Here is a 17,609-nt window from a genome sequence, read left to right on the forward strand (position 1 = left end):
CCGGCTTTGGGCATTACAAACTCCCATGGTGTGACGGGCGGTGTGTACAAGACCCGGGAACGTATTCACCGCGGCGTGCTGATCCGCGATTACTAGCGATTCCGACTTCATGTAGTCGAGTTGCAGACTACAATCCGAACTGAGACGTACTTTAAGAGATTAGCTCACCCTCGCGGGTTGGCAACTCGTTGTATACGCCATTGTAGCACGTGTGTAGCCCAGGTCATAAGGGGCATGATGATCTGACGTCGTCCCCGCCTTCCTCCGGTTTGTCACCGGCAGTCTCGCTAGAGTGCCCATCTGAATGCTGGCAACTAACAATAAGGGTTGCGCTCGTTGCGGGACTTAACCCAACATCTCACGACACGAGCTGACGACGACCATGCACCACCTGTCACTTTGTCTCCGAAGAGAACACTTCTATCTCTAAAAGCTTCAAAGGATGTCAAGACCTGGTAAGGTTCTTCGCGTTGCTTCGAATTAAACCACATGCTCCACCGCTTGTGCGGGTCCCCGTCAATTCCTTTGAGTTTCAACCTTGCGGTCGTACTCCCCAGGCGGAACACTTAATGCGTTAGCTTCGGCACTAAGAGGCGGAAACCTCCTAACACCTAGTGTTCATCGTTTACGGTGTGGACTACCAGGGTATCTAATCCTGTTTGCTACCCACACTTTCGAGCCTCAACGTCAGTTGCAGTCCAGTAAGCCGCCTTCGCCACTGGTGTTCTTCCATATATCTACGCATTCCACCGCTACACATGGAGTTCCACTTACCTCTACTGCACTCAAGTTAACCAGTTTCCAATGCCATTCCGGAGTTGAGCTCCGGGCTTTCACATCAGACTTAATAAACCGTCTGCGCTCGCTTTACGCCCAATAAATCCGGATAACGCTCGGGACATACGTATTACCGCGGCTGCTGGCACGTATTTAGCCGTCCCTTTCTGGTATGGTACCGTCAAACTAAAATCATTTCCTATTCTAGCTGTTCTTCCCATACAACAGTGCTTTACGACCCGAAAGCCTTCATCACACACGCGGCGTTGCTCCATCAGGCTTTCGCCCATTGTGGAAGATTCCCTACTGCAGCCTCCCGTAGGAGTTTGGGCCGTGTCTCAGTCCCAATGTGGCCGATCAGTCTCTCAACTCGGCTATGCATCATTGTCTTGGTAGGCCTTTACCCCACCAACTAACTAATGCACCGCGGATCCATCTCTAGGTGACGCCGAAGCGCCTTTTAACTTTGTGTCATGCGACACTAAGTTTTATTCGGTATTAGCATCTGTTTCCAAATGTTATCCCCAGCCTTGAGGCAGGTTGTCCACGTGTTACTCACCCGTTCGCCACTCACTTGAAAGGTGCAAGCACCTTTCGCTGTGCGTTCGACTTGCATGTATTAGGCACGCCGCCAGCGTTCATCCTGAGCCAGGATCAAACTCTCAATTTGAAAATTTGAAGATTGCTCTTCGATTAAACTGACTATATTTCGCTATATCTCTATAACGTAATCCGTTTATTGTTTGTTACGAATTGACTTCGCAAATTTGTTTTTGTTACTTTACGTAACAGCTACAGATTCGTTTGTTCAAAGTTTTGTTCAGTTTTCAATGTGCTACTCGTTGTCGCTGAGACAACTATATTATCTTACCACGCTCATTTCGCTTTGTCAACTACTTCTTTTAAGAAGTTTTCGTCGACCTCACTGCTCTTACGCTCTCGCTCCCCCTTGCCTCGCAACGCTTTGCGTCGCTTCGCTCCGTCGGAACATATACTAATATACCAACTTTATTCCCCCTCGTCAACTACTTTTTTACTTGTTTTTTATCTCTTTCCTTCGTTCGCTTTTTATCCCTTTTTATCCCCTTACTTTACCTCCTCATTCGCTTTATCCGCCCCTTTTTTACCCCTTCCCTCCTTTTCGTTCTTTTGCCTTTACCTTTACTTAAGTAATTACTGCAACGTTAGCTTGAGATCTTCTGCTTTAATCATTTTTAACTTAGTCATGAATAACCATTTTAAAACTGTGGCGATAATAACAGGAAGTATGACAAATACCAGCAGAATGCTGAATATAGATACAAGACTTTTGTCTGATTCCGACCAAGCAGTCAACGGACCGACTAATCCAGAAAATCCAAATCCTGCGGAAAATGGCGTCCCTTTGATATTCAACATAGTTGCTACCGCCCCCATTATTGCCGCACCAATACTTGTTGGTATAAATAATTTGGGTTTCACTAACATATTTGCCATTTGAATTTTTGGCGAGCCAACAAAATGCGCCAACGTACCACCAATGGGATTCACACTAGCGCCCATTAACGCTAATGTAAAACTTGCCACTGTAATTCCTGCATTAGCAGCGCCTGATCCAACTCCTGCCAGGCTAATAGCCATCGCAATACCTACCGAAGATAACGGGGAAACAATAAGAAAAGCAAAAATCACCCCTAAGGCCGCGCCCATTACTAGTGGTGTTAATTCAGTAGCATGAGCGATGCCATCCCCTATCCATGTTTGCAAGACACTGATCGGCTGTAAGGTCATCAGCCCAATACCGCCGGCAATAACCGCTACAAATAATGGCTGTAATAATATTTTAAAATGTCCAAAAGATTTCTCAGTGAACTTCACCAATATAGATGCCAAAAACGCTACGAGCAAAATATTGAGCATCACACCGCTACCAGAAATGATTGCGCCATTGGCTGTGCTTTTCACAACACCAGCAGAAACAAACATCGAAAGCGCGATGGCGCCTGAATCAATTACTGTCAGTTTTAAAATTTGACCCACAGCAAATCCTGCTACTAATGGCAATGTACTTTGAATCAGTGTCGTCATAAACACAATCTGGGTAGCAATTTCGTTACCAGAAAACAATAACAGTAATTGACTGACCAATGCACTAGGAATTAAAGTCAAAACTATACCCAAGCTCGTACCATTCAATATATCAATAATGAATTTTTTTATTGTTGCCGCGGAACTATGTTTAACTGATTTCATATTTCTTTCCTATGTATGCGCCGAAGCGCTTAGTTTAAACTTCGTGTGGTGAAGATTGTCCGTTTAGTATCATTAAAGTATCATCCAACGAAATATCAACCATGTTCTTGACGGCTATGTTAGTAAAGAAGCCAACATGTGGCGTAATAATGACGTTTGACATTGATAATAGTTTTTGGATGCGTGCATCTTGCACCCCCTGATCATGTAAATCGTGATTGAAAACACCGGACTCATTTTCCACCGTATCCAGTGCCACGGCACCCACTTGACCATTCTCTAAAAAAGTAATTAAATCACTTGTGTTAATAACTGGGCCACGCGAAGCATTTATTAGCAACACACCCTTTTTCATTTTTAGGAAATCCGCCTCAGAAAGCAAATGAATTGAAGTTTCATTTAAATCGACATGTAAACTGATTACGTCACTTTGTGCCAATAGCTCATCTTTTGTAACGTAGGTAATCACATCACAAAGTGAAGCATCGCGGTCTGTATCGTAACCTAAGACATTGACACCAATACTATTTAGTAGTTTTGCCAATGTCCCACCAATTCGTCCTACACCGACAATGCCGATAGTAACAGAGTGAATTTCTCTCGCTTGAAGACCTGTCCAGCGAAAATCATTGTTAGCAATCCGTTTGTCAAATTCTGGCGTATGACGCAATAATCTCAGGATCTGCATAAGCGCCATTTCGGCTACTGATCTTGGTGAATAGGCTGGTACATTTGTTATTTTCAAACCAGCTTTTTTAGCCAGATCAACTTCAATCATGTCATAACCAGCAGTCCGTGTCGCTATTTGAGTTATTTGTTTAGCAATATGATGATAAAATTGTTGATCCCCACCAATTTTTGCAGTTTGTTGTATGACTAATCCGTCAATTTCTGTTAAGTCAGGTAGTGTTTCAGGATGGAAATCATCACGAGAAATCACTATTTCCACATTATTCTTTTCAGCGTAGTGACGAATAGCCTGCTCTTCGTCACTACGCACACTTGTCATCAATATTTTATTCATTTACCATTTTCTTCCATATAAGCAGTCAAACGGTGCATAGCTTTTTGCAATGTTTCAATGGATGCCGCATAGCTTAGTCGAACATATCCTTCTCCTCCAGGACCAAATGACGAACCTGGAATCAAAGCTAGACCATTATTTTGAGCTAAATCACGAGCAAAAGCAAAATCATCCTGAATATAGCCAGCCGGTATTTTAGCAAAAATATAAAATGCTCCATCTGGTTTAGCAACTTTAAAACCAAGTTGTGTCATTGTGTCATAAACATAATCACGTCGTTGAAGATACTCAGCCTTCATGACTAACGTATCTTGCCGCCCTGCCTCTGTCCCTAACGCCTCTGCAGCTGCAGCCATAGCCGGATTAGAGGCAGTTGTTGTTGCAAATTGGTGAATCATCGCTATTTTTTGAACCAATTGTGCTGGACCAGCCAAAATACCAATGCGATAACCCGTCATTGCATGTGATTTTGAAACACCATTCAGCAAAATTGTTTGTTCAGGCAAATATTTAGCCATTGATACATGACTATTTTCATATGATAGTTCAGAGTAAATTTCATCGGAAATAACAATAATGTCAGTACCACGCAAAACATCTGCAATCGCTTTTATTTGTTCATCATTGTAAGTAACCCCAGTTGGATTAGATGGAAAGTTTAATACAACAGCTTTGATATCATCCCCATGCTTGGCAATTGCAGCCTTGAGCATCTCTGGACTTAACACAAAATCATTTGAAGAAGTGTCGATAAATACTGGTTCAGCACCATCTACTAATCCCACTGCTATATATAATGGAAAAATCGGTGTAGGGAGTATTATTTTATCCCCCGGATTTAATATAGTTGTGAGCGTATCATAAATAGCTTCAGTTGCCCCTATAGTTACAATAATTTCGTTAGTAGGATCGTAATCGATATCATAACGGTCTGCCAAAAATCCAGCCGCAGCCTCACGTAAATGAATCGTACCATTTGATGCAGCATAGTGTGAATCATTTGCTTCAATCGACCGAATTGCCGCTTGTTTGATGTGATCGGGTACATTAAAATCCGGTTCCCCTAACGTCAGCTTAATAATATCTGGAATCTCACTCACCTCAATATCAAATGCTCGAATAGCAGATGGACCAACAAGTTTCAAATGTTGATTGAGATTATTCAATAACGAGGGTTTTACTTCTGGCATAATTTTCTCCCTAATTTAACACAAAACGCACATCCAGAAAAAATTCTGAATGTGCGTTTGCTCAAATGTAGATGAACTCACTAGGCATTCAGAGGGTTAATCCGAATACCTACGCAAAATGCCTTAAGTACTTGGATAGTTAGCCAAAATACTTAAAGTAAAAATTTGCTGTAGTTTTGTTCATTAAATGTGACATTGTGTTAAAACCTTTTTTATTTTTATGAGATTAATTTTAATATTAATTCCATCATTTGTCAAGTTTCTTATTAACAAAATCACATTTTACCTTTTTTGGGTAGACTACGGCCGCTCATAATATCATTGACAAGTAGATCGAGACGTACTTTAGTTTTTGCCCAATCATCGTTCGCTAGTTCGTAGGCAACATTTTTCAGTTCTTTTGGCAAAGTTACGTCGCGTAAAAATTCCGGCGAGGCTATTCGTTGTTCAACCACTAATGGATCATCTCCTCGAACTTGCACACGGTCAATTAACATATCAGGATGCGTGACTGTAACGAAAATGATTACAGCTTGTTCACCTAGTTCCTGAGAATACGTAATAGCCCCCGCAGTGTCCAAGACAATTGTTGCATATGGATTTTTTCCCCAAGCGCGCTCTAATGCCTCGTATGATGAGCCGTACTTATACCCAGCATACTGCACCCGTTCCAAATAATGATTCTTTTCAAAACTATTATCAGTTTCAAAATAATAGGCTATGCCGTCCTCTTCCCGCTCCCGCGGGGGGCGCGTTGTATGCGTTAAAACTCGCGGCATCCGATATGTATCTTGCAAATAGCGGGCAATTGTTGTCTTACCGACACCGGTGGCACCAGTAATTACAAAAACTTTGTTATTTTTCATCATTCAAATTCCTTAGTTATTATTGTATCGTAAAACTATTTATAAAGTTCGACAAGTATACTTGAAATTGATAAAATAGCTGGTGTACAAAAACTATTAAAAATGGGAGAACTATTATGTCACTTCTTGCGCGAGCTTTTAAGCGGGAATCTGTTGATAATTACCTGAGTGCAGATTCACATATGTCGCGTGTTTTAACAACGCGCGACTTGATTAGTCTAGGAGTAGGCACAGTCATTGGTACAGGAATATTTATTTTACCCGGCCACGAAGCCGCTGATCATGCAGGTCCAGCAGTCGCTATTGCATTTCTAATTGCTGCAATTTTCTCTGGATTATCAGGTATGGCTTTTGCTGAGTTCTCAGCAGCCATGCCAGTTGCTGGCTCAGCTTACTCATACGGGGGTGCTATTTACGGAGAAATCATTGGTTGGCTATTGGGTTGGTCATTAATTGTTGAATATTTCTTAGCAGTATCAGCAATTGCAACCGGATTTTCAGCCTACCTTGGTAATTTATTAGCTATATTTGGCATTCACATCCCTAAATATCTATCTGCCGGTCCAATGGAGGGCGGAATTGTCAATTTATTTGCAGTATTAATTATTTTATTCGTCGCTGCTATACTATCACGAGGATTAAACACCTCAAAGAAAGTTGAAAATGGCGCAGTCGTTATCAAAATTGCCATTTTAATCTTGTTCATTGTTGGCGGATCATTTTTTATTAAAACAAGCAATTATGTACCATTTTACCCTAAAGAATTTCACAGTGGATTGGGCGGTTTGAACGGAATTTGGGCCGCAACCGCCAGCATTATTTTTGCTTTTCTAGGCTTTGATACCATCGCCGCCCACGCTGCTGAAGTTAAGAACCCACAAAAGACAATGGCCAAGGGTATTGTTGGTACGGTTATTATTTCAGCCCTATTATATACACTCTTCTCTATAGTGTTAACGGGAATTGTCAATTATAAAAAACTTGGTGTTGATGACCCAGCAGCATTTGCTCTGCAAGTTGTCCATCAAACACAGTTCTCTATCGTCATTACTATTGGTGCGTTAATCGGTATGTTCACAGCTGTATTAGCCTTGATCTATGCTTCATCCCGTTTAACTTATTCCTTCGGGCGTGACGGTTTGCTCCCCCGCAGCCTAGGTAAAATATCACCAGGATCGCATTTACCAGTAAATGCACTAATTTTGGCAGTTGCCGTTGAGGTTATTTTTGCGGGCCTTATCCCCCTCAGCACATTGGCTAGTTTAATTAATGCAGGTACTTTAACAGCATTCGCCTTTATCAATTTTGGTATCTTAATCCTTCGTCGTCGTAAAGATTTAGCTCACGATGGTTTCAAAGTACCTGGCTATCCAATTGTACCGTTTATTGCGGGTATGATAAGTTTGTTCTTTATTACACAGCTATCTGCCGAGACACTCAAAATGTTTGGCCTCTGGTTACTACTTGGTGTTATCTGGTACTTCTCCTATGGCATTAAGCATTCTAAATTATCATAACCTAACATAAAAGGAGCCACCGCTCAATAGCGGTGGCTCCTTTTATTTTTACTATACTAATGGTGTTTTTCGACGCATGTATGAATCAACTAATCTTTCATAAACACCTGGTTCAGCACTGTCAAGAGCTGAGCCGAGGATATCCATTGCCTGCTTGAAATTATAATCCCTCTCGTAAAACATCCGTGCTTGCTCGCTTGCAGCAGCAACACGCTCATTCGAAGCACGATAACGATTAGCATATTGTAATAGCTGTTCCGTCAGTGCAGCCTGATCAACAATTTCTTCTGTCTTTTCTTTTAATGTATCAATGTCAGCTGATACAATGTTCAATTGACGTTGTACCTCATCCATATCAATCAAATTTGTATTTAATGACTTAGCGAGACGCTTTAATTCGTTTGATACAGCGTAAAAATATTCTAAATAAGCGACTGGTAAGCCAGGCAAATTCATCCGTTCAACAGCATGCTTAATGGCTTCAACTTCTTTTTGGTATTGCCCACCCAGCTGTCTAGCTGATCGGTCAGCTTTTTCTAGGCCAGAAATTTTATCCCAAATGTCTACCTGTTGTGTCTCAATTTCTTCAAACTGCTTCAGCAATTTTTCTTGCTGAATTTGCAATTCACTGTATGATATTTCTTTGGCCTCAAGCAAATCATCATTATGATTAATTTGCTCCTCTGCCATGTTGATTTGTTCAAGTAAAGTACGTCGTGTTTCCAACTCTTTATGATTAAATTGGAAGCTTTGACCTAATCTATCCAGCTCGATCGATAGTGTCTGATTCTGCTCACGCAGACGTAACAAATCAGAAGATAGACGATCGGCATTTTTAGTGACGTGCTTGCGCGCCGTTACTTCCGTTTCCATCGTTTCGTACATTGCATCAATGCGCTGTTCGATATATCCAGTTTGTTCCGTTACTTCCTTTAGCTTCAAATCTGCTAATAAATTCAAAACTTGCTGACGTTGTGAGTCAATTGCTTGAAGTTCTTGCTCCACGCTATCGTTTGGAAAAACATAACCGGCTTCTACAAGCTTAGTGTGCCCTTGGGCTAGTTCATTTAATTGATCAACATACTTAATGTTTAATTGATCAAACAAATCTGGAATATCAGCCATCATTTTTTCCATTTGAGTTGTTTCCATCGCTAATTGCTCATAAATATCAGAGGCCGTAGCGTGGTCACCATTCTCTGTTAACTCTGTAAACTCATCGTAGTCTGCTTCTAATTGACTCAAAAACTTATCTAGAGCAGGGTTAGCTGGTCCAAACTTAAAGTTTTCAGCAAGCAAGCGCTTACGCAATCCTTCATACTTCTTCTTAAGATCGTTGATTGCCTCGCGATGCTCTTCATCAGTTTTCTTTAAATCAAGCAGACCAGCCCGCACATCTTTAATGGTAGTTTCCGTATCATCCACCATACCTTGCAAACGTTCTAATTCATTACGCGTTTTAATAAAGTTGATGCCTCGAGCCTCAAAAAGTACTAAATTAGCTTGTTGATCAATTTTCAAAAACTTATTATTTTGAACATCATTAAAAGAACTCTCAAATTTCTGATAGTTCTTTAAAGACTGACCTGTTAAAGGTAACTTTCGTCCCTCGACAAGCTCTTCGCGAACTTTCAAAGATTCAAGCTGATCTTTTCTTGCTCTGAGGTCACTAACTTTTTTGACCGTAGTTCTTTGCATCACAAATATTGCTAAATAAGCGATGACAACCAAAAGTAATATAATTGCTAAGACTGTAAAGTTAAACATATGGATAGTTTCCAACCTTTTAATTTTCACTTTCCATCTTAGCACTTATACGATTCAATTAAAGGAGATTTGCTAAATCTCAAATCGTTTACAATTTTCTTAACAATTTGCTATTCCTTAATGGTTCTGATATTATGTAATAAGTTGTTAAATTGAGTAGCAGTAAGTAAGGAAGCGCGTCAACAACGCCCCAAATCGTTAGTAAGGCCATAGCTACTGGCTCTGAGAAACGTCAAGATAGGCGCTGCACGCATCTGGTACTTACCCTCAAATGTACAGCATAATACATTTTGGAGGACATATACATGTCACGTTATACAGGTCCAAAGTGGCGTATCTCACGTCGCTTAGGTGTTTCATTGTCTGGTACTGGTAAAGAATTGTCACGTCGTGCTTACGCACCTGGTGATCACGGTGCCGGCCGTCGTGCTAAAATTTCTGAATACGGAATGCAATTGCGCGAAAAGCAAAAGTTGCGTTTTACTTACGGTTTGACTGAACGTCAATTCAAAGCTTTGTTTAACAAGGCTGGTAAGATTCGTAAGGGTACTCATGGTACTAACTTCATGATCTCATTGGAACAACGTTTAGATTCAGTTGTTTATCGTCTCGGTTTGGCAACAACACGCCAACAAGCACGTCAACTTGTTAATCATGGTCATATCTTAGTAGATGGTAAGCGCGTTGATATTCCTTCATACAGCGTTCAACCTGGACAAGTTGTATCAGTTCGCGAAAAGTCAAAGAACATCTTGCCTATTCAAGCTGCTATCGAATCAGTTGTGGCTCGCCCACAATTCGTATCATTAGACACTGAAAAGCTTGAAGGTTCACTCGTTCGTTTGCCAGAACGTGAAGAGCTAGATGCTGACATCAACGAAGCGTTGATCGTCGAATATTACAACCACTTGGGTTAATATTTTAATTCTTAGTTGGTTGAAACGTCACCATATTTGGGTGACGTTTTTTAATTTTTATTAGTAACGAGCAAAAAGGCAGCCTGATTTTGGGCTGCCTTTTTGTGCGAACTTTTTTATTCGTTTAATTATTTATTTCTGGCATTTTCCAAGCATTTTTATAATCATATTGATACCCTTCATTTACTAAAAACTGATGGACATATATTTCTCGAACAGCATGAGTCGTGTAAAATAAGATGTTTTGTTTTATTAGCCAATTATCAATTTTCAAATAAATAAGATGTCGGTCTTTTTCATTTTCAGTTTGTTTGAAAAGAAAAATTAAATACTGAAGTTGTTCTAATAACGACGGCGTTAGCATTCTTTGTACAAGCAATGTCGGACTACTAACAAATTCAATGTACGCAAATTCATCGAGGTTCATGGGAATGTCAGCCAACATGACTAAGTCTGCATTTTTTTCTAAAAATTCAGTATAGTAATCTGTAGCAAAATTATAGTAAATTATTTCCATGTTCAATCCGATTTTCTTAGCACGCCTTTGAATCCATTTTGAAAGTTCTTCAGCTTCTTTTGAATGTGATAACGTAGCTAGAACGATAGGCTCCCCTTGATAGTTCGCTTGATTTAATTTTTTTTGAGCCTGCGCTAATGTTTTATCCCTTCGTACTGCTGAATCACGAGAATCATAATGACTGGCAGGAATTCCGCCAATGCCATCGTAAACTCGTGTATCAATAACATGATATAAAGCTGATCGAACGAATGGTTGTTGAATTATTGTTGGGCGTTTTAAGTTGGAAATAATAAACTCTGCACCAGGAAATGTATGCTTCTTTTTCACATAATCATGATTGCCGTAATCCGCCGGATTAAGGAGACCTGACACAACTTTCCAGTCATCTACTAAATAATAAACTACTTCATCTATCATCGGACGCAACCCGTAATAATCATCAAAAGCCGCCAGTTTGAACGTCGTATCAGTACTTTCCGTCACCTGAAATGCACCTGTCCCCACCCAATGAATTTCATCAAATTCAACATCACAATCAACAATAACATATTTTGCATCAACAACATATCTCACGAATAAGGGTTCAGGTGCTGAAAATTTGAACTGGACAATATCATCTGCTAGCAAGATGATATCCACTAAATTAACAAGTTGCCAGTACGATTCCCCCACTTCATTTCGAACTCGTTCAAACGTGCGTTTCACATCAACCGCTGTCATCGTTTTCCCATTATGAAATCGTACCCCTTTGCGCAAATAAAACGTCCAAACGGTGGCATCGTTATTTGACTGCCAATGGTGAGCCAATCCAGCTTTCAATCCTTCATCGAATTGAACTAATGTATCTCCCAACTGCAAAACTAATTGATACTCACGTCGAATGGCCACTTGAACAGGATCTAAAGTAGTAATAGGACGTGTCGCCAGCTGTCTTAAAACACGCTTATTTTCACTATACGTTTGTATGCCTAAAAAATTAGTGAGATTTCCCCGAAAAGATGCCAGCCAGCTGGCAGGTACTGATAATTTTAGCAAGTAGAAAATCGTTATTGTGTCCTCAGTAACAATTGCTTGCTTCATCTCCATAATCACCTCATCTCTGAAGCTACTTTGAAAAATGATTTGCGTTAGATGTCCACGCCCTTGTCCGGGGTAATAATGCAAAAGTTTTTGCTCTTCATAAGCGCGTAAACGACGTTTAACCTGCTTTGTTGATATCGACCAAAACTTAGCTAATTCAGAAATACTGATAGTTAGTTTTTGCCCAAATTGTTGATATGTCATTCGTAAATCAAAGTATGTCTGGTCAATCATTAATTTCACTCACCTTTTAAAGTGGACATTTTTCTATATAGATGTCCATTTTAATATCTAGATGTCTATTTTATAATCTTAACATATCGTTTGAAAGTAGGATAAACAATATGTGGAAAAATTTACATCCAAACATCAGAAAAAGAATCCAAATTGAATTTTTAAGTCGCCTCGGAAGTTCTCTCATATTTCCTTTTATGTCGATTTACCTTTTTCATGCTTACAATGCACAAATCACCGGTGTGTTAATGATGATAAATATCATCATTTCTTTTCTAGCTGGCATTTATGGTGGATACTTAACGGATGTATTTGGGAGACGACGTTTACTTCTTTTTGGGGAGTTCATTAAGTTATTGGCTTCTATTGGTATTGTCTGCGCTAATCTACCCGTTTATCATTTTCCTTGGCTTACCTTCGTGATGATGTTTCTTGGAAATATTGCTAGTGGCTTGATTAGCCCAGCTAGCGAGGCAATGCTCATCGACGTCTCAACTGAAAAAACACGTGCCTTCATGTATGCCATCAATTATTGGGCGAATAACCTGGCATTGATGATTGGGATGATCATTGGTGGCTGGTTATTTGAACGGCATTTCTTATTACTTACTACTATTCTAGTCATCATAAATATTAGTTCGTTACTTTTGACCAAATATTTAATTACTGAAACCCATGAACAAATGGTTAATATAAAAAGTCACGTTGGGTTTCAGTCTGTATTTCATAGTTATCAGATTGTATTATGCAATGTTCGTTTTGTTATCTTCACATTAGGTGGTATCTTATTACTTAGTGTTGAATTTCAACGCACTAACTTTATCGCCATTCATTTGGCACAAAGTTTTATCCATACAAAATGGTTGGGTATATCATTTGATGGTGTAAAAATGTTAAGTCTATTGACAAGCATTAATACAGCTATTATTGTTTTGTTTACTGCACCAATATCTCGTTGGATAACTAATCGCAACACGAAAAAAATATTTGTAATGGGTACTACCTTATTTACGTTAGGCTACGCTCTGCAAGCATACGTCAACACGCTACCCTTATTAATTTTTTCAAGCTTCATATTATCTTTTGGTGAATTGATGTATGTCCCAACACGTCAATCAAAATTAGCCGATTTAATGCCAGAAAATAAACGTGGTGCCTACCTTGCTTTTAATGGTTCAATTTTTCAATTAGGAAAAGTCATTGCATCATCAATGCTGATTGGCGCCCCATTTCTTGGTTCGTTTGGTATAGCTACCGCGATTATTTTTCTGGGCTTAGGAGCGATTATCTTAACTCTTTGGGCATTACGTTTAATACCAGATAACCAAAGCAACATGTAGGTTTAGCATTGCGCCCCATTGACTGAGAGTTTAGGTACAAATTAACGACTAAGATAACGTATAATAGAAGTATCAAATATTAATGGAGAAAATCATGGACGTCAATGAACGCTTACAACAAGAACAGCTTGGTAATGGCAGCCCAAAAATTAACCCTGATGAGCAAGACCGCTATCTTGGCACGTTCCGAGAACGTGTCATTGTCGCAATTAAGGTATCTCAATTGGGCAATTCAAACATCCAATCACAATTTGCCGCATCACTTAAATCACATAGCATTGGCAAGGTTCTAATTGATCAGCAACTTGCCGGCGACTATTTTTCAACGTATGTTGGTTTAGCAACGCAGAGCAAACATAGTTTCACCTTGCTTTCCGACTCTACAAAATCCGCACATCAAGAAGATCCAATTGCAGTGGTACTAGCCGCTAATACTGCTGTCAACGTAGATAACATTTACTTAGGATAAACGTTTATGACACAAGAACCGCTAGCGTACCGTATGCGCCCCACAAAAATTGAAGAGATTGTTGGCCAACAACATTTAGTTGGTGAAGGCAAAATCATCTGGCGCATGGTCGCTGCTCATCGGCTGAGTTCGATGATTTTGTACGGGCCGCCTGGTACTGGTAAAACATCAATAGCTAGTGCCATTGCCGGTTCATCAAAATATGCGTTTCGCATGCTAAACGCTGCTACCGATAGCCAAAAAGATTTACAAATCGTTGTCGAAGAAGCAAAAATGTCAGGGACTGTCGTCTTGTTACTAGACGAAATTCATCGCTTAAACAAAATCAAACAAGACTTTTTACTACCACATTTGGAGTCCGGAGCAATTATATTAATCGGTGCGACGACAGAAAACCCTTATATTAATGTCACACCAGCTATTCGTTCTAGAACGCAAATATTTGAAGTTAACAGTCTAAGTGAAACAGATATCACAAGCGCTGTTAAAAGAGCCATTGCTGATAAAGAAAAAGGCCTTGGGCAATACAATATCGTTCTCGATGATAACGCTATGTTACAGTTATCGCGAGCAACAAATGGTGATTTACGCAGTGCTTTAAACGGTTTAGAATTAGCGGTTTTATCAACAAAAGCAGATAAAAAGGGTGTCGTTCATATCAGTTTGCCAATCATTGAAGAGACTGTGCAACGCAAAGCATTATCAGCAGATAAAGATGGGGATGCGCATTATGATGTGATTTCAGCACTACAAAAATCAATTCGCGGATCCGACACCGATGCGGCGTTACACTACGCTGCCCGCATTATCGAATCCGGTGATTTACCGATTTTAGCACGCCGACTTACCGTTATTGCATACGAAGATATTGGGTTGGCAAATCCACCGGCAGCTCAGCGGGCAGTAACTGCTATTCAAGCCGCGCAAACACTGGGATTTCCAGAAGCCAGAATTCCGATCGCCAATGCTATTATTGAACTTTCTCTCTCACCTAAATCTAATTCGGCCTACAAAGCAATTGACTTGGCTATTAGTGATGTTCGTCATGGCAAATCTTACGATATACCTGATCATTTAAAAGATGCACATTATAAGGGATCTTCGGAGTTGAATCACGGTGTAGATTACACATATCCGCATGACTATGATAATGATTGGGTAGCTCAACAATATTTACCAGATAAAATGACAAACACTCAGTATTTTCATTCTAAAGGTAATTCGAAAATTGAACAACAATTATTTGATGTCTATCAGACACTAAAATTGCGACAAGAAAACGGGCTAAACTAAAAAGTCAAGTCTTTCAGTTAACGAGTTTTCGCGTTATAATACTATATGAATTCCTCAGATATACGCATTGCTACATCATCAGCTTTTTCCTTACAACTTTTATTTTCGGTTGGGAATTCAGGACTTAGAAGATATGCCCTTTCATTCGGTAATCTGACAATCTTGATGAACCATCCACCTCGATAATTTCGAGGAAAATCTGCGTAGCGATTAACGGTATCAATTGAGTGTTCCGGGCTAAGCCCGTGCGTCCACATTTGTGGGCGTTTTTTTTGTATAAATTAAAATCAGTGTTTAATTAGGTTAAAGAACATACTATTAATTTTATTATGAAAGCGCTATACTAGAGGTATAGAAGAACGCATTGCATATTGCAAGAAGGGATGTTATTATGACAGCAAATTATCATAGGATTTTAGTACCAATGGATGGATCAAAAGAATCTGAAGCTGCATTAACGCGCGCGATTGAACTGACCTTGGATGCTGGTGATGAAGGCATCTTGTCAATTTTAAACGTTATCGATACCCGTGCATTTCAAAATGTGGCTAGTTTTGACGATACAATGGTTGAAGCAGTTTCAGATGAAACGCGTAAAAGCTTAGAAAAATATAAAGCACAGGCAATTGAAGCTGGTGTTAAAAATGTCGATTATCTAATCGAATATGGTTCGCCCAAGTCGTTAATCGCTAAAGATGTACCTAACGAAGTCAATGCTGATTTGATTGTCATTGGTGCAACTGGATTAAATGCTGTAGAACGTTTAGTTATTGGTTCTGTTACTGAATTCGTAACGAGATCTGCTAAAGTTGACGTCCTAGTAGTTCGCGGTTAAGTTATTGCTCATATAAAAAAGACACTACAATGATGTAGTGTCTTTTTTATATGTCTTTATTTATATTGTTTTAGATCAACATCTTTTAGAGCAATTAGCTTCGTTTTGTGAGAAACCTTGTACCAAAAGTATAAGATTACAAACAAAGGAACTGATAAGTAGGTCACAAATATTTTTTCCCAATTTAGATGGGCAAAACTGTCCGGATCCTGACCAATAATAACACCAATAGAAATCACTAGCGCAAATAGTGGACCGAATGGGAACCACTTAGCCTTGTATTTCAAATCAGACAGACTCTTTCCTTGCGCCACATAAGCTCTTCGGAAGCGATAATGAGAGATAGCAATGCCGACCCAAGCGATGAATCCAGTTAACCCAGAAGCATTGACCAGCCAAGTATAAGCAACTGATCCCCCTTTGGTGTTAGCAATAAATGCTAATAACCCAATCGCAGTAGTTAATACTAAGGCTGCAACTGGAACCCCTCTAGTTGAAAGCTTGGCAAAAATTTTAGGGGCATCCCCTTTACGCGCCATAGCGTACAACATACGTGTAGAAGCATATGAACCTGAATTTGCTGACGAAACAATTGATGTTAAGATAACTGCATTCATTAAACTAGCCGCAAAAGCAATTCCTGCGTTTTTAAATACGATTGTAAATGGTGAGACCGCAATGTTTTGTGTGGAAGAACTCAACAAGCGCGGATCTTTATAGTAAACCAGAGCGGAAATGACAAAAATTGCCAGAATATAAAACAATAAGATACGCCAAAACACTTGATTTATCGCCTTAGGAACTGACTTATCAGGATCCTCTGCTTCTCCAGCAGTAATACCAATTAACTCAGTTCCTTGAAAAGAAAATCCAGCAACAACGAATACTGACAAGATAGCTTGAGGTCCACCAACAAATCCGTGATTACCGACCGACAAGTTCTTCATGACATTGATGTCAGAATGAATTACACCAAAAATAGTAGCCAGACCAACAATCAAGAAGGCAATAATAGTTACTACCTTAATCATCGACAACCAGAACTCAGCTTCTCCAAAAGTTCCAACTGAAAAAATATTAATTAAGAAGATAAGTAATAAAGCAATCGCGGAAAATATCCACCCTGGTGTATTTGGAAACCAAAATTCAGCCACCAAGCCAACTGCCACAATGTCGACAGCTAATGTTATAGCCCAATTAAACCAGTAGTTCCATCCCATGGCAAATCCCAATGCTGGGTCAACATATTTACCAGCATAGTCGGAAAATGAACCTGAAGTTGGTGAATAAGTAGCCATTTCACCCAGCGAAGTCATTAAGAAATAAACCATCACACCAATAGCTAAATAAGCGACAATAGCACCCAGAGGACCTGCTTGCGCAACAGTGGCTCCCGAAGCTACGAATAAGCCCGTTCCAATTGAACCACCTAATGCAATCATTGACACATGGCGCGTTTTTAAATTACGCTGTATGTGCCCTTTATGTTCAGACATAAAATCTCCTTCTCAAAATAAAAAAACCTCTCCTTAGCAAACAGGAAGAGGT

At 39.8% G+C, this 17,609-nt stretch carries 13 protein-coding genes and 1 rRNA gene (1 of these 14 only partly in view); 6 read left to right on the top strand and 8 right to left on the bottom strand.

The annotated features are described in order from the left end of the window. The 5 genes from HFP47_RS07670 to HFP47_RS07690 form a co-directional block, all read right to left on the bottom strand. Positions 1-1,447, bottom strand: a 16S ribosomal RNA gene (locus tag HFP47_RS07670) (it extends 104 nt beyond the left edge of the window). A gap of 503 nt (positions 1,448-1,950) precedes the next feature. After that, positions 1,951-3,009 carry a PTS transporter subunit IIC gene (locus tag HFP47_RS07675; RefSeq protein WP_115231326.1) on the bottom strand — a complete coding sequence of 353 codons (1,059 nt, stop codon included), beginning with the start codon at positions 3,007-3,009 and terminating at the stop codon, positions 1,951-1,953. A 34-nt stretch (positions 3,010-3,043) separates the two neighbouring features. After that, positions 3,044-4,033, bottom strand: a complete 990-nt coding sequence (locus HFP47_RS07680) for a D-2-hydroxyacid dehydrogenase (protein ID WP_025268496.1) — start codon at positions 4,031-4,033, stop codon at positions 3,044-3,046. Continuing rightward, on the bottom strand, positions 4,030-5,223 hold the full coding sequence (locus HFP47_RS07685; protein ID WP_010282209.1) for an aminotransferase class I/II-fold pyridoxal phosphate-dependent enzyme: 1,194 nt from the start codon (positions 5,221-5,223) through the stop codon (positions 4,030-4,032). The genes HFP47_RS07680 and HFP47_RS07685 overlap by 4 nt, the downstream gene beginning before the upstream one ends. A 275-nt stretch (positions 5,224-5,498) precedes the next feature. Continuing rightward, a complete protein-coding gene (locus tag HFP47_RS07690) occupies positions 5,499-6,089 on the bottom strand; it encodes a guanylate kinase (RefSeq protein ID WP_011680410.1) in 591 nt (196 codons plus the stop codon). A gap of 116 nt (positions 6,090-6,205) precedes the next feature. Here HFP47_RS07690 and HFP47_RS07695 point away from each other — a divergent pair, with 116 nt between their 5' ends. Beyond that, positions 6,206-7,606: an APC family permease gene (locus HFP47_RS07695; RefSeq protein ID WP_011680411.1), complete on the top strand. Its 1,401-nt coding sequence runs from the start codon at positions 6,206-6,208 to the stop codon at positions 7,604-7,606. 51 nt (positions 7,607-7,657) lie between these two features. Here HFP47_RS07695 and ezrA read toward each other — a convergent pair whose 3' ends face one another. Next, positions 7,658-9,373, bottom strand: a complete 1,716-nt coding sequence (gene ezrA / locus HFP47_RS07700; protein ID WP_011680412.1) for a septation ring formation regulator EzrA — start codon at positions 9,371-9,373, stop codon at positions 7,658-7,660. 305 nt (positions 9,374-9,678) lie between these two features. Here ezrA and rpsD point away from each other — a divergent pair, with 305 nt between their 5' ends. Continuing rightward, on the top strand, positions 9,679-10,290 hold the full coding sequence (rpsD, locus tag HFP47_RS07705) for a 30S ribosomal protein S4 (protein ID WP_011680413.1): 612 nt from the start codon (positions 9,679-9,681) through the stop codon (positions 10,288-10,290). Between the two features lie 124 nt (positions 10,291-10,414). On the opposite strand, the gene HFP47_RS07710 is transcribed toward rpsD, so the two are convergent. Further along, positions 10,415-12,124, bottom strand: a complete 1,710-nt coding sequence (locus HFP47_RS07710) for an ABC transporter substrate-binding protein (RefSeq protein WP_050895186.1) — start codon at positions 12,122-12,124, stop codon at positions 10,415-10,417. Between the two features lie 110 nt (positions 12,125-12,234). Between HFP47_RS07710 and HFP47_RS07715 the strand changes: the two genes are divergently transcribed. From HFP47_RS07715 to HFP47_RS07730, 4 genes are all read left to right on the top strand, one after another. Then, the gene (locus tag HFP47_RS07715) at positions 12,235-13,464 is read left to right on the top strand and encodes an MFS transporter (protein ID WP_025268501.1); all 1,230 of its coding nucleotides are present in this window, start codon (positions 12,235-12,237) and stop codon (positions 13,462-13,464) included. Positions 13,465-13,558: 94 nt separating this feature from the next. Next, entirely contained in the window at positions 13,559-13,933 is a 375-nt protein-coding gene (locus HFP47_RS07720) for a DUF1694 domain-containing protein (RefSeq protein WP_179876292.1), read from the top strand. 6 nt (positions 13,934-13,939) lie between these two features. Continuing rightward, positions 13,940-15,226, top strand: coding sequence for a replication-associated recombination protein A (locus tag HFP47_RS07725; RefSeq protein ID WP_179876293.1), 1,287 nt, complete (start codon positions 13,940-13,942; stop codon positions 15,224-15,226). Between the two features lie 391 nt (positions 15,227-15,617). Continuing rightward, positions 15,618-16,061, top strand: coding sequence for a universal stress protein (locus HFP47_RS07730; protein WP_011680419.1), 444 nt, complete (start codon positions 15,618-15,620; stop codon positions 16,059-16,061). 56 nt (positions 16,062-16,117) lie between these two features. On the opposite strand, the gene HFP47_RS07735 is transcribed toward HFP47_RS07730, so the two are convergent. Beyond that, positions 16,118-17,557, bottom strand: a complete 1,440-nt coding sequence (locus HFP47_RS07735; protein ID WP_011680420.1) for an amino acid permease — start codon at positions 17,555-17,557, stop codon at positions 16,118-16,120. Positions 17,558-17,609: the final 52 nt, after the last annotated feature.

This window comes from Leuconostoc sp. DB-1, from assembly GCF_013414845.1.
Taxonomy (GTDB): Bacteria; Bacillota; Bacilli; order Lactobacillales; family Lactobacillaceae; genus Leuconostoc; species Leuconostoc mesenteroides.

Bases quoted from the DNA above. Each gene is read 5' to 3' on its own strand.
- HFP47_RS07675 (WP_115231326.1), bottom strand. From the start codon at position 3,009: ATGAAATCAGTTAAACATAGTTCCGCGGCAACAATAAAAAAATTCATT.
- HFP47_RS07680 (WP_025268496.1), bottom strand. From the start codon at position 4,033: ATGAATAAAATATTGATGACAAGTGTGCGTAGTGACGAAGAGCAGGCT.
- HFP47_RS07685 (WP_010282209.1), bottom strand. From the start codon at position 5,223: ATGCCAGAAGTAAAACCCTCGTTATTGAATAATCTCAATCAACATTTG.
- HFP47_RS07690 (WP_011680410.1), bottom strand. From the start codon at position 6,089: ATGAAAAATAACAAAGTTTTTGTAATTACTGGTGCCACCGGTGTCGGT.
- HFP47_RS07695 (WP_011680411.1), top strand. From the start codon at position 6,206: ATGTCACTTCTTGCGCGAGCTTTTAAGCGGGAATCTGTTGATAATTAC.
- ezrA (WP_011680412.1), bottom strand. From the start codon at position 9,373: ATGTTTAACTTTACAGTCTTAGCAATTATATTACTTTTGGTTGTCATC.
- rpsD (WP_011680413.1), top strand. From the start codon at position 9,679: ATGTCACGTTATACAGGTCCAAAGTGGCGTATCTCACGTCGCTTAGGT.
- HFP47_RS07710 (WP_050895186.1), bottom strand. From the start codon at position 12,124: ATGATTGACCAGACATACTTTGATTTACGAATGACATATCAACAATTT.
- HFP47_RS07715 (WP_025268501.1), top strand. From the start codon at position 12,235: ATGTGGAAAAATTTACATCCAAACATCAGAAAAAGAATCCAAATTGAA.
- HFP47_RS07720 (WP_179876292.1), top strand. From the start codon at position 13,559: ATGGACGTCAATGAACGCTTACAACAAGAACAGCTTGGTAATGGCAGC.
- HFP47_RS07725 (WP_179876293.1), top strand. From the start codon at position 13,940: ATGACACAAGAACCGCTAGCGTACCGTATGCGCCCCACAAAAATTGAA.
- HFP47_RS07730 (WP_011680419.1), top strand. From the start codon at position 15,618: ATGACAGCAAATTATCATAGGATTTTAGTACCAATGGATGGATCAAAA.
- HFP47_RS07735 (WP_011680420.1), bottom strand. From the start codon at position 17,557: ATGTCTGAACATAAAGGGCACATACAGCGTAATTTAAAAACGCGCCAT.